The organism is Parafrankia elaeagni, from assembly GCF_000374165.1.
Taxonomy (GTDB): domain Bacteria; phylum Actinomycetota; class Actinomycetes; order Frankiales; family Frankiaceae; genus Parafrankia; species Parafrankia elaeagni.
This window is the reverse complement of record NZ_KB893785.1, coordinates 1-13,238: the sequence shown is the minus strand read 5'-3', so window position 1 is coordinate 13,238 and position 13,238 is coordinate 1. Positions and strand designations below refer to the sequence as shown.

The following is a 13,238-nucleotide window of genomic DNA, read 5'->3' as shown; positions in this document are numbered from 1 at the left end:
CGGCTCTCCTTCACCCACACCGTCACCATCGTCCGGCGCCAGGTAGTACGCCGGGCGCTTTTCCCCCCTCCGACGGATGGCCCGTGTCCTGGCCGCGGTGACCGCTGAGATCGCCGAACACGTCCTACCGGAACGTCACCGCTCCAACCCCCGCGTCGTCCGCCGGGCCAACCGCACCCCGTTCCCCACCAAGAAGCCGATCGACAGACACCTCACAGGACCACCGCCCTCGGTCGTCACAGTACTGACCCGAACCTAAAGTTCCTGGTATTGGGTCGAGGCCGCCTGCGCCGCAATGGTCCCGCTGATGGCCGGTCCGCTGGCGAACGGCTGGCCACGAACGGATCCCGCGCTGCGGCCAGCAGCCTGCGGACATCCGGCGCCGGGCATCCGACTGATTGTCCGTACGACCGGTACAGGCCAGCTCCGGCGAAAGGCTGGGAACGCACAATGAGCGACGTGAACCCGGCCAGGCCGGTGAATCCCGCCGCGCCGCCACGACCGGCACGACCGGCAGGACCGGCAGGACCGGGTCGGGACGACGGCACCGGTACGGAACGGGCGGTTGACAGCGCGCTGGCGGTTGCGCGTCGCCGTCTCGCCGAGCTCGTCACGCTGGTGACGGGGGCGGAGGATTCGGTGGAGAGGGCTCGCGGTCTCATCGCCGAACCGGCAGGCCTGGTCACCTTCGCCGATCCGGACGTCCTGGACCAGTCCGGCGTGGGCCTGCGCCCCTGGCTGGCCGATCTTGCCGCCGCCGCGCTGACCGGCGGTCGCGAGGCGGACGTGGTGGGTGGGCTCACGCGATGGCACACCCTCGCCGACGAGACGGAGCGGGTGGCGAAGGCGGTGGCCCGTACGAATGCGATGCCGCTCGACCAGCGCCGCGAGCTGCGCGGGCGGCTGGAGGCGGCGCACGCGAAGGCCGTCCGGCTGGGGCTCGCCGAGGACGAGGAGCTTTCCGCACTGCACGCGCGTGCTTTCGGGACGCTTTACCGCGCACCCAGCGATCTGGTGGTGGCTGAGCGCCTGACCATGGCCTACCTGCACGCCCTGACTGACCATGAGGATGCGACGGGCCGGACGCGCGGGGAGTTGCCGTGAGTGAACTGACCGAGGTCCCCTGCCCCGAGCCGGACTGCCCGGACGGGTTCATCAGCACCAGCGGCTACTGCAACCTGTGCGGGGCGTCCGCGCCGTCGACCGAGGCCTCGGATTCCCTGGTTTCCCGGAAGTCCCCGGAATCCTCGGAATCCCCGACGCCGCACACGCAGCCGGTGGACGAGTCGTCGTCGGAGCACGGCCAGGATCCGTTGCGGCTGCCGATCGTCGACGCCCTGCTGATGGCGGACACCCCACCGCTGATGGCGAACCCGACTGTTCCGAACCACCTGCGGGAATGCGCGGCATGCGGGTCGAAGGTCGCCCGGCCGGGAACGGATCGCGGTGCGGAGCTGGAGGGTTTCTGCCCACAGTGCGGCCAGCGCTACTCGTTCACGGTCAAGCTCTTCCCCCAGGAGCAGGTCGGGCACTACACCGTGCACGGAGTGATCGCGCACGGTGGTATGGGCTGGGTCTACGCGGCGATGAACAACCGGGTGGGCAAGTGGGTGGTGCTCAAGGGCCTGCTGGACGTCGCCAATCCGGAGGCGCGGCGGATCGCCGAGGCGGAGCGGCGGGTCCTCAGCGCGGTGCACCATCCGAACATCGTCAAGATCATCGACTACGTCTCACACCGGGGCGAGGACTACATCGTCATGGAGTACGTCCCGGGAGTGTCACTGTCCAGGCTGGCCGACCGGCGGCGGCCGGGGCGTGACGGGCGGCCGGAGCCGCTGCCGCCGGCGGACGCCATCCGCTACCTGTTGCGGCTGCTCCCGGCGCTCGGTCACCTGCACCGGCGCGGGCTAGCCTACTGCGATCTCAAACCGGACAACATCATGGTCACCCCGGAGCAGGTCGTCCTGATCGATCTGGGCGGTGCCCGGCGGCTGGACGACCAGACCTCCAGTTTCCTCTCCACCCCCGGCTACCGGGCGCCCGAGCTGGAGGACGGCGAGTTCCGCGCGGTGGAGGGGGGCCGGCACGGCGTCCCCACCGTCGCCTCGGACGTCTTCGCCGCCACCCGCACGCTGGCCCGTCTGGTACTGGGCCGGTTCCCGGGGTTCCTGGACGACCACCGCCACACGCTGCCGGCGCGCGGCGAGTACGGGCCGCTGTCCAGGTTCGAGTCACTCGACCATCTGCTGCGCCGCGGCACCGCGAAGAGCCCGGCGGACCGGTTCGGGAGCGTCGGCGAGCTCGCCGCGGAGCTCACCGGCGTCCTGTACGAGATCGTCACCCGGACCGAGCACCGGCTTCCGCCGCTGGCCAGCCGCTGGTTCGAGCCCGAGCTGCATCCGACGGGCGAGGCGGGCGGCAGCCGCCCGGCGGGGGCGCCGGGGGCGCCGGGGGCGCCGGGGGCGCCGGTGCCGGGGCGGGACCCGGGCGGCCCGCCGGCCGTCTGGGAGATCCTGCCCGAGCTGCGCGTCGACGCCGACGACCCGCAGGCGCGGATCCTCGCGGCGACCCCCGGTGAGGACCCGGCGGCGCTGGCCGCCCGGCTGGCCGACGTCGAGCGGCCCACCCTCGCGACCCGCCTCGCGCTGGCCAGCGCCCAGCTGCGGGCCGGCGACGCGGCGGAGTCCCAGACGACGGTCTCCGCGCTGACCGTCGACTTTCCCCACGACTGGCGGGCCGTCTGGTACCAGGGCGTCCTCGACCTGGCCGCTGGCCGGCCGCGCCGGGCCGGGAAGGCGTTCGAGCGGGTCTTCGCGTGGATCCCCAGCGAGCTGGCCCCGCGGCTCGCGCTGGCGACCGCGAACGAGGCCGCGGACGACCGGGAACGCGCGGCGGAGCTCTTCGACGCGGTCAGCGCCATCGACCCGGCGATCACCAGCGCGTCGTTCGGGCTGGCCCGCTGCCTGGACAGTCCCGCCGGGAAGCTCGCGGCCTACGCGCGGGTCCCGCCGTCCGCCTACGCCTTCACGATCTCCCGGGTGCGGATGATCCGGGTTCTCGTCGGCTCGCTGACCCGGCCCGACCGGGCGGCCCCCGCCCCGGCCGCGGTGAGCCGGGATGATCTCGCCCGCGCGGAGGCCGTTCTCGCCGACCGCCGGCTCGACCTCGACCGCCGGCTGGAGGTGGAGCTCCGCCTGGACATCCTCACCGCGGCGCTGCGCACCGTGAGCGCACAGCCGTCCGTACCGGCGCAGGCGGCAGCACCGGCACAGGCCGCGACACCGGCACAGGCGGCTGCTCCACCGGCGGCCCCGGTGACTGTTCCCGCGCCGGAGCGCCCGACGGTGCTGGGACGTCCGCTGGTGGACCACGACCTGCGGCTGGGCCTGGAGGAGGCGTACCGGGAGATCGCCCGGCTGACCCGGAATCGCCGGGAGCGCATCCGGCTCGTTGACAAGGCAAACCGGGCCCGGCCGCGGACCCTGCTGTGATCCGGAGATCTCCCATGATCAGTTTCACGGTTCAGGCCGACAGCAGCGGCTTCCTCGCCAGGGACACCACCGACGCGCACGCGCTGATCACGGTGCGGGCCCGCGAGGACGGGGCTCCGGGCCACCGCAACACGGACTACGCGGAGGTCATCATCATCGACTGCTCCGGGTCGATGATGGCTCCCCCGACGAAGATCTACGCGGCGCGGCGAGCGGCCTGCGCCGCCGTCGACGCCCTGCGGCCGGGCGCCCGGTTCGCCGTGATCCGCGGGACGAGCACCGCCGAGGCGGTCTACCCGCCCGGTGGCGGCCTGGCGCCTGCCACCGCGGAGCACCTGGCGGAGGCGAAACGGCACATCAACCGGATCGACGCGGCCGGCGGGACGGCCATCGGCCGCTGGCTGCTCGCCGCCCGCGACCTGTTCGCGGCGCACACCGGCGGTTTCCGGCACGCCATCCTGCTCACCGACGGGAAGAACGAGCACGAGACACCGGCGGCCTTCCAGGCCGCGCTGGCAGCCTGCCAGGGCCGTTTCCAGTGCGACAGCCGCGGGGTGGGCCGTGGTTGGATCGCCGCCGAGCTCAACGCCGTCTCCGACGCCCTGCTCGGCAGCGCCCGCGACATCGCCGACCCGGCCGGCCTGGTCGCCGACTTCCAGAAGATGACCGACACCGCGATGGCCCGCCTCCAGCCGGAGATCGCGCTGCGGGTGTGGATCCCGAAGAACGCGCGGGTCAGCAGCTTCAAGCAGGTCACTCCCGCCATCAGTGACCTGCTGGGGCGGGCCCGGCCGGTCAGTGCGCTGGAATGTGACTTCCCCACCGGCGCCTGGGGCGCCGAGCAGCGCAGCTACCACCTCACTGTCTCGGGCCTGCGCCCACGCACGTCGCCGGACCCGTGCCGGCTCGCCCGCGTCTCCCTCGTCTCCGGCGAGCAGCCGCCCCTCGGCTCCGGCAGGCAGCCGCCCCTCGGCCAGGCGGACATCACCGCCGTGTGGACGCCGGATCCGGCGCTGTACACGCAGCGCTCGCGGCTCGAGGAACAGGGCCACAAGATGATCAGACTGGAACGCGCCTTCACCGAAGGTATCGACGCGCTGCGCCGCGACGACGGTCCGACCGCCCTCACCTACCTCCTGCCGGCCCGCAGCCTTGCCTACGATCTCGGCGACGCCGAGAAGATCGAGATGCTGGACCGCGTCCTGCGGACGGACCCGGCCACCGGTGAGGTGCGGATCCAGGACGGCGTCGACCCGCACGAGCTGGAGGTGTTCGGCGTGCGCTCACGCTTCACCCGGCCCGCCGAACCGAAGGACGCCTCATGAGCTCGCCTGCCGTTCCGGAGGACCGCGCCGGTGGGGCCGGCGAGAGCGGTCCCGCCTACCGCCCGCCGACGGGGTGGCTGGCCAGTGCCGCGGCCGCCCTGCCCTACCCGTTGCCCGAGCCGTCCGGCGAGACCACCCTCGACGACGACGCCACGCTGGCCTCGGGCCGGTCCTGGCGGCCGGCGGACGTGCCCGACATCGACCTCGACGATCTTCCGACCAGGCCGCCGGCGGACCCGAGGGCCCCGCGGGCGATGTCCACGGAGCCGTCCGTCGGCAGCTGGGATCGCAGGTTCGAACCCGGCTGGCCCCCGCCCGAGCCGTGCCCGCACTGTGGGACCCGCCGCCTGGTGACCGACGCGTACTGCCTCGGCTGCCGCTACGGGTTCACGACCGGTCGGCGTCCCGCGGTACCGGTGGTCCGGCAGCTGCCCGCCGTGGGTCCGGCCTGGAGTGCCGTCATCGAGGTCGACCCGGTCCACTTCGGGACTCTCGTCGGGGACGATCTGCACCTGCCGGCCGGGCGGCCGCCCCGCGTGATCGCGCTGGAGAACCCGGAGATCCTCATCGGCGCCCGGCCGAGCCGCACGGAGCCGGTCATCAACCTGACCGGCCCGCTCGACGACCCGGCCGTCTCCGGCCGCCACGCCGGGCTCGTGCGGCAGCCCGACGGCAGCTACGCGGTCGTCGACCACGGCTCCCGCAACGGCACCCGGGTGAACCGGGACCCCGAACCGATCCGGCCGGGACGTCCCGTGCCCCTCCGGGACGGTGACCGGGTGTTCGTCGGCGCCTGGACCCGCATCACCCTGCGTCTGAGATGAGCGGACCGGTGTCCTGACCGACCTGGCCGGTGCGGCTTTCGCCCGGTGACGCCTTCAGGCGGGAGTCCGCTCCCAGGTCGGCGGCTCGCCGGGCCGTTCGCGGACGAGCCCGCGCCGCTCCAGCGCACGCAGGTGCGCCAGTGCCTCGGCGACGGCGCTCCGCTTCACGAATCCGTCGATCTCGACCCACGGCCGCGACCATTCCATCTGGCTGGCGACGTCCCATCCGGTGGCCGGGCCGGCGGCCAGCGCCGCCAGGACCTCACCGAAGCGCTGCTCGTGATGGTCGTGAAGCTGCTTCACCCGCTCCGAAAGGCCGTCGAAGCGGTACTCGTGCGCGGGCAGGGTGGCCTCGGCGGGCAGCTCGTCGACCTTGTCCAGCGACCGCAGGTAGTCGCCGAGCGGATCGTCGCCGAGAAGGTCGTCGGCCGCGCCCGTTCCGAAGGGAATGTTCGGCGTGATGCGCGGCAGAATGTGGTCCCCGGAGAGAAGGAGCCGGTTCGCCGGTTCCCAGAAGCACAGATGGCCCGGGGAGTGGCCCGGCGTCCAGACCGCGCGCAGGTCCCAGCCGGGGACATCCGGCCGGTCGCCGTCATTGAGCAGGATGTCGGGGCGGGCCATCGCGGGCAGCGGGCCGGGCGGCAGGTGCGCCGGGGTGACGTCCCGCAGCACCTCGGGCGGCGCGCCTGCCCGCCGCAGCGGGGCGTTCGCCTTGTCGATCAGTTCGGCCGGGTCCATCGGATCGAGGCGAAGCAGGGCCGCGTCCGCGGGGTGCAGCGCGATCCAGGCGCCGGAGACCTCCCGCAGGCGCCCGGCCAGGCCGTAGTGATCCGGGTGCATGTGCGTGGGCATGATTCCGCGCACGTCGGTCAGGGCGTAGCCGGCGGCGGCGAGCCCGGCCTCGACAGCGGCGTAGCCGGTGTCGGTGTCCCAGCCGGGGTCGATCACGTACGCGCCGTGGTCCGTCTCGAACAGGTACATGAAGACATGGCTGAGGCCGGCGGTCGGCAGCGGGACCGGGATGCTCCACAGCCCGGGCCGGAGTTGTTCGACCGGTGGCAGCTGCGGCCCGGCCGGACGCGCCTGGCCGGTCACGCGCCGATCACCGCGGTGTGGTGGCTCGGTCGCCTCATCCGATCATCCTCCTCAGCCGGCCGGCAGCGGGCGAGCCACCGTGACAGGCACCGCCCTGTCGCACGTACCGATATATCTTTATGTCAATTTTCGGGCGGGCGCTGTCAGCCGCCCGCCCAGAGAGCTGTGATGTCAGCCCGGTGGCGAGCGGCCCACCGGATCACCGACGCCTGCGGACCCGGTGGCAGATCGCCCGACCAGCGGTCGCCCGACCATCCGAACACGTCCCATCCGATCGCCTCGGTAAACAGGTCCCGGCCCGCGTCCGTCTCCTTGAGAGCCGCCAGATCCAGCGCAAGGTGCAGAACGGCGTACAGGGTCAGCGGATGCTCGCCCCCGAGCCGTTCGCGCGCAGCGGTCAGCACCCGCTCGTGGAGAACACGGGCCTGCCGCGCCTGCCCGAGACCACGCAGAGCCACACCGAGGACGGCGGCGGTCCACCAGGTGTCCGGATGGCCGGCACCCGCCGTCCGCTCGCGCCGCGACCAGGTGTCACCGAGCAGGTCCCGGGCCGGCTCGTACTCCCCCAACCGGACCAGGACCTCACCCAGGCCGTCGGCGGACCGCAGCGCGTCCCGGTCATCGGCGCCGAACAGCGCGCGCTGGTGGCCGAGCGTGCCCTCGAGCAGTCGCGCCGACTCGGTCTCGTCGCCGAGCTCGCCGCGGACCCGGGCCAGCGCCGACGCCGTGCGCAGCGTGTCCCGGTGCCGTTCCCCGGAGGTCAGCACCCGGCGGTGATGGACGTCCGCCAACAGCTCGCGAGCCGCGGCCGGATCATCGCAGCCGTCCGCGAGGATCGACGCCTCCAGCTCGGCCGCGTCGAGCACGTCACGGTGATCGGGACCGAGCCGTTCCACCCAGCGCAGCCGCTCCTGCCGCACGAGCTGCCGGCCGCTGCCGTACTGGCCGGACATCCGCAGGTGGCGGCCGACCCGAAGCGTCACGGCGCGCAGGCCCGCCTCGTCCCGGTCGTTCGGCGGATCGTGGCCGACGTCGCTGCTGCCGACGTCGCTGCTGCCGACGTCGCTGCTGCCGACGTCGCTGGCCGCCAGCTCGACAAGGGTTCGGAGGTGCTGTTCCAGGACGGCGAGAAGCGGCGGGTCCGCCGCGTCCTCTCCCGTACCGCCCACGGCGTCGGCCCGGTCACCGGGGCGCCCCGTGCCGAGGGCGGCGACGAGGTGCCGGGCCTGGAGCAGGGCCGCGGCCCTGCGCTCCCGGGGCATCCCGGCGCGAAGGAGCTCCCGCACCAGCGGATGCACCCGGACCGCACCGCCGCACGCCTCTGCCAGCCCGAAGCGCACGAGTTCGCGCGCCGACACCGTCAGGGGCAGCGGTGCGGCGGCCAGGAACACCAGTCCGTCCAGGAGTTGGGCACCGGTCGGGCTGCCCGCCGCGAGGGCAGCCCGACTCGTGCTGACGACCGCGGCCAGCCGCCGCTCGGGCCCGGGCACCGGGGCCGCCCCGTCCCCGTCCTCGGGCTCGGGCTCGGGCTCGGGCCAGCCGGGGTGCTGTGCGAGGAGGCGCAGGTAGGCGGGTACCGACATACCGGTCGCGGCCAGGAAGTGGCCGGCCTGCGTGACGGCGAGCGGATGGTCGCCGAGAGCCGCCGCGAGCCGGTCGGCGTCCTCGGTGGTGATCCGCTCGCCGCACCGGTGCAGGAGCTGGACCGATTCCGCCCGGCCGAACACATCGACCGGCAGCACCCGGGACGCGAGCCGGGCAGCTCCGGGGCCGGCGGCGATCATGATGACCTGGCCCGTGTCGGGGGGTGCGGCAAGGCCGAGGTCCCGTGGTGAGGTGACGTTGTCGTAGATGAGCAGCCAGTCGGAGCGCTGGCCGAGCTCGGCCCAGAGCCGGCGCAGCACGGCTGCCCGCGGCCCGGCGGCGGGCGGTGCGACGGCCGCGGCGAGGTCGAGCAGGCAGGATTCGGCCCCGGCCGGTGTCCTCGCGTCCACCCACCACACGAGCCCGTACTCGTCGGCATGACGGTGCGCATAGGCGGCGGCGAGATGCGCGCGGCCCAGCCCGCCCCTGCCCTGGGCAGCGACGAGAACGAGGACCGCGCCCCGCGCACCGGCCTGCCCGGCGGGATCCCGCCTCCCGCTGCCGACCGCGGCCGGCCGCCGCTCGCTGCCGGCCGTGGCAGGCCGCCGCCCGGCGCCGTCCGCGGGGCGCAGTGCCCGGTGCAGCCGGTCCAGCAGGTCCTCCCGGCTGACGACGGGCGGGGCCGGGCACGGGACGTTCCACACCCGCGGCCGGTCCGGGCAGGCCGCCGCGCCCGCGCCGCCCGCCGGCTCCGATCGCGTCCGCGACACTCATCACCTCGACTGGTCAGGAATGACTGTGAGGAAGGCACCATCGCTCGTCCGCTTCAACACGCCGGCCGGCCGGGCTGGTTCCCGGAAAGGGCCGAACAGGCCGAACGCCTGCCTTTTCCGGGTCTGGTGTCCCAGGCCCGGAAAAGGCAGGCGGACCGGCCGTGACGGGCCGACGGGCCCGTGGCCGGCTATTCGGTTCCGGGACGGGTCGCCGCGTTCTCGAGGCGGATCAGGATGGATTTCGAGGTGGGGGTGTTGCTCCGCCGTGCCGTGCTGTCCAGCGGCACCAGAACGTTCGTCTCGGGGAAGTAGGCGGCGGCGCAGCGGCGGGCGGTCGGGTAGGCGACGGCCCGGAAGCCGGCGGCGCGGCGCTCGACACCGTCGGACCACACTCCGACGATGTCGACGCCCGCGCCGTCGGCGATGCCGAGATCGGCGAGGTCCGCGGGGCTGACGAGCACCACCCGGCGGCCGTGGTGGATCCCGCGGTAACGGTCGTCGAGACCGTAGACGGTGGTGTTGTACTGATCGTGCGAGCGGATCGTCTGCAGCAGCAGGTGCCCGGGCGGGATCCGCGGGATCTCGACGGTGTTCACGCTGAACGCTGCCCGGCCGCTCGGGGTCGGGAAGGTGCGGCTGTCGCGGGGCGGGTGCGGCAGCAGGAAGCCGCCGGGTTCGTCGAGCCGGGCCTCGTAGCCGGCGAAGCCGGGAACCACGCGGGCGATGTGCGCCCGGATGAGGCGGTAGTCCTCGGCCAGCGACGCCCAGTCCACCACGGGCCGCCCGGGGGCCGCCGCGCCCGGGGGGACGTCCAGGGTGGCCCTGGCCAGGCCGCAGATGATGGCGACCTCGGAGCGCAGGTCCGGCCCGGCGGGTGTCAGCCGCCCGCGGGAGGCGTGGACGGCACCCATCGAGTCCTCGACGCTGACCCGCTGCGGGCCGGCGCGCCGCAGGTCGAGCTCGGTGCGGCCGAGCGTGGGCAGGATCAGCGCGCGCTCGCCGGTCACCGCGTGCGAGCGGTTGAGCGTGGTGGACACCTGCACGGTGAGCCGACAGCGGCGCATCGCCGCCTCGGTGACGGCGGTGTCGGGAGTGGCCGCGACGAAGTTCCCGCCCATGGCGACGAACACCGCCACCCGGCCGTCACGCATGGCCCGGATCGTGTTGACGACGTCCAGGCCGTGACGGGAGGGCGGGGTGAAGCCGAACTCGCTCCCGAGGGCGTCGAGGAACGGCTGCGGCATGCGTTCCGAGATGCCCATGGTGCGGTCGCCCTGGACGTTCGAATGGCCCCGCACCGGGCACACTCCGGCCCCGGGCCGGCCGATGTTGCCGCGCAGGAGCAGGAAGTTCACGACCTCCCGGATCGTCGCGACGGCGGCCGGGTGCTGGGTGAGGCCCATCGCCCAGCAGACGATCACCCGGTCGGCGGCGAGAACCCGGTTGGTCAGCTCGTCGATCTCGGCGGGCCGCAGGCCGGTGGCGGCGGTGACGCCGGCCTCGCTGAGGTGGCTGCGCGCGTGCGCGGCGAACGCCTCGAAGCCGGTGGTGTGCCGGTCGATGAAGGCACGGTCCAGGACGCTGCCGGGACGGGCGTCCTCCGCGGCGAGCAGCCGCGCGGACAGCGCCTGGAACAGGGCCAGGTCACCGCCGAGACGGATCTGCAGGAACTGGTCCGCGAGCGCGGTGCCCCGGCCGAGGACGCCCCGCACGTGCTGCGGGTTGCGGAAGCGCAGCAGCGCCGCCTCCGGCAGCGGGTTGACGGCGACGACGCTGCCGCCGGCACGCTTGCACCGTTCCAGGGAGCTGAGCATCCGCGGATGGTTCGTGCCCGGGTTCTGCCCGACGACGAGGACCAGATCCGCCGTTTCCAGATCCTCCAGGGTGACGGAGCCCTTGCCGACCCCGATGCTCTCGGTCAGGGCGACACCGGACGACTCGTGGCACATGTTGGAGCAGTCCGGCAGGTTGTTCGTCCCGAACGAGCGGGCGAACAGCTGGTACAGAAACGCCGCCTCATTACTCGTCCGGCCCGAGGTGTAGAAAGCAGCCTCGTCCGGACTTTTCAGCGCGTTCAGTTCGGTGGCCGTGATCGCGAACGCGTCGTCCCAGCTGATCGGGGTGTAGTGGTCCGCGCCCGCGGCCTTGTAGACCGGTGCCACGAGCCGGCCCTGCCCGCCGAGCCAGTGCTCGGAGCGCGTGGCGAGGTCGGCCACGCTGTGAGCCGCGAAGAACTCCGAGGTCACCCGGGCGCGGGTCGCCTCCTGAGCGACGGCCTTGGCCCCGTTCTCACAGAACTCGACCCGGGAGCGGTCGCCGGGGTGTGGCTCGGGCCAGGCACAGCCCGGGCAGTCGAAACCGCCGTCCTGGTTGAGCAGCCGCAGGGTCTGGACGGAACGGCGCACCCCCATCAGGTCGTTGCAGCGCGCCAGCGCATGGGCCACACCGGGGACACCCGCGGCCCAGGTCGCCGGGTCCCCGGTCCGCAGGCGGACGTCGTCTGGATCCGTCTGGTCGCCTGTCACCATGATCGCGTCCGCCGTCCTCGGGCCTGCCAGGTTCGAGATGCCACGCATTCGGTCATTCAGACTACGACCGGTCCAGGCAGCCCGGTCCAGGCAGCCCGGTCCGACCAACCAGATCCGACCGGACCCGATCCGACCAGCCACGAATTGACGGATGCATGTCGCATTAAATGCCGATATTGTCCGCGGCGTCGTCCATGGTCACCTCACCTACGGGCGACAGGGGAGGGGACCACCGAGCTGGAACGGGAGCCGGCACGTGCGTACACGGGGCGGTCACCGATCCGGCGTTGCGAAAGGACGACAATGCGAAACCCGGCCACTCGATTCTCCCGGCTCGCCGCCGTGACGGCTGCTCTCGGCGTCGCACTCACCCTCTCCGCCTGCGGTGGGGGCGATGACGGCTCCGCCGACTCCGCCGGCACCGCCACGGGCGGCGACCAGAGCACGCAGGCGGTGACCGGACCGCGCAACGGGATCGAGTCGAAGCCCGCCGTCGACATCGTCACCGCCGCGGCGGACGCGCTCCGCGAGGCGGGCAGCGTGCGGTACGTGGGGCGCAACGTCAGCGGCGGCCGGGCCGCCTCGGTCGACCTGCGGCTCGGAGCGAACGGCACCGTCACCGGAACGCTCGACCAGAACGGCCAGCGTGTCGAGGTGATCCGCATCGACGACGTCGCCTACATCCGCGGCACGGCCGGCTCGGGCACGTTCCCCGGCGCACGCCCCGACCAGTGGATCAACACGGGGGGCATCGGGGCATCCGACGATCTCACGATCACCGGTGCGGCCGACGAGATCCTGGAGATCAGGAAGGAGATCGAAGGCGGCGAGCAGGCCACCGTGGAGGAGGTGACCGAGCAGGGAACCCCGGCGGTGAAGCTGACGACGAAGTCGTCCACCCTGTTCGTCTCGCTCGTCGGCCCGGCCCTGCCGCTGCACCAGCTCGGCGACAAGGACGGCAACACCCTGGACGCCACGTTCTCCGAGTTCGGCAAGCCAGTTGTCGCCACCGCGCCGACGGACGTCTTCCAGCCGCCGACCATCCCGGGGGTCGGCGCTCCCCAGAGCGACCCGGGCGCCGGAGCCGCAGCGAGCTCCTGAACCGCGGCGGGTTCCCGTCGGCGCGCCACCCCTCCTCCGCGCGCCGGCGAGGACCGTCCGTCCGTCCGCGGCCCGCACCCGCCGGGGCTCCGGAACTCCGCAGCTTCGGGGCTTCGGGGCTTCGGGGCTTCGGGGACGTCAACAAGGAGTTTTACGTCATAACATTTTGTTTCCTGTCACACCGAACACGATTCACCTCGAACAATCCCGCGGGCGGCCGCCCTCCCGGTGCGGCCAACACCCAGGGCTGCGCAGAGATCGCACCAGGTTGTGATCAGTGACGTTCCGTAGCCACGTTGTGGGGCGCCTCAAGGTGCCTTGCGCGGAGCGGAGCGAGTTGGATGCGATCCCGCCACGCTCGCCCGGGATGGGCCGCACAAATCAAGGCCACGCACACCCGGATCAAATTCCGAGGAAACGACGCAGAGCTTCACCGGAGAAACTCCGGCAGCCGAATTACCGAAAACGTGGCCAGCCGTAGTGACGGAAGTGGCCTTCCAGTCGGATGATGAAAGCG

Annotated in this window: 8 protein-coding genes; 5 read left to right on the top strand and 3 right to left on the bottom strand. The window is 73.0% G+C overall.

The genetic code is table 11. From position 1 onward, the window contains the following. The first annotated feature begins 450 nt into the window (after positions 1 to 450). The 4 genes from B207_RS0130355 to B207_RS37450 are packed head-to-tail and all read left to right on the top strand — an operon-like array spanning position 451 to position 5,640. Positions 451 to 1,104 (top strand): hypothetical protein, encoded by a 654-nt coding sequence (locus B207_RS0130355; RefSeq protein ID WP_230205322.1) that lies wholly within the window; start codon positions 451 to 453, stop codon positions 1,102 to 1,104. After that, positions 1,101 to 3,491 (top strand): serine/threonine-protein kinase, encoded by a 2,391-nt coding sequence (locus tag B207_RS0130350; protein WP_018640464.1) that lies wholly within the window; start codon positions 1,101 to 1,103, stop codon positions 3,489 to 3,491. The genes B207_RS0130355 and B207_RS0130350 overlap by 4 nt, the downstream gene beginning before the upstream one ends. A gap of 14 nt (positions 3,492 to 3,505) precedes the next feature. Further along, positions 3,506 to 4,816: a VWA domain-containing protein gene (locus B207_RS0130345; protein WP_018640463.1), complete on the top strand. Its 1,311-nt coding sequence runs from the start codon at positions 3,506 to 3,508 to the stop codon at positions 4,814 to 4,816. Next, positions 4,813 to 5,640: an FHA domain-containing protein gene (locus tag B207_RS37450; protein WP_051102723.1), complete on the top strand. Its 828-nt coding sequence runs from the start codon at positions 4,813 to 4,815 to the stop codon at positions 5,638 to 5,640. Before B207_RS0130345 ends, B207_RS37450 begins: the two co-directional genes overlap by 4 nt. A 54-nt stretch (positions 5,641 to 5,694) precedes the next feature. Here the strand turns inward: B207_RS37450 and B207_RS0130335 are convergent, their stop codons facing one another. From B207_RS0130335 to B207_RS0130325, 3 genes are all read right to left on the bottom strand, one after another. Beyond that, positions 5,695 to 6,735 (bottom strand): MBL fold metallo-hydrolase, encoded by a 1,041-nt coding sequence (locus tag B207_RS0130335; RefSeq protein ID WP_018640462.1) that lies wholly within the window; start codon positions 6,733 to 6,735, stop codon positions 5,695 to 5,697. 143 nt (positions 6,736 to 6,878) lie between these two features. Continuing rightward, positions 6,879 to 9,089, bottom strand: coding sequence for a tetratricopeptide repeat protein (locus tag B207_RS36400; protein WP_018640461.1), 2,211 nt, complete (start codon positions 9,087 to 9,089; stop codon positions 6,879 to 6,881). Positions 9,090 to 9,280: 191 nt separating this feature from the next. Beyond that, positions 9,281 to 11,620, bottom strand: a complete 2,340-nt coding sequence (locus tag B207_RS0130325) for an FdhF/YdeP family oxidoreductase (protein WP_035743115.1) — start codon at positions 11,618 to 11,620, stop codon at positions 9,281 to 9,283. A gap of 303 nt (positions 11,621 to 11,923) precedes the next feature. Between B207_RS0130325 and B207_RS0130320 the strand changes: the two genes are divergently transcribed. Beyond that, positions 11,924 to 12,721: a hypothetical protein gene (locus B207_RS0130320; protein WP_018640459.1), complete on the top strand. Its 798-nt coding sequence runs from the start codon at positions 11,924 to 11,926 to the stop codon at positions 12,719 to 12,721. Positions 12,722 to 13,238: the final 517 nt, after the last annotated feature.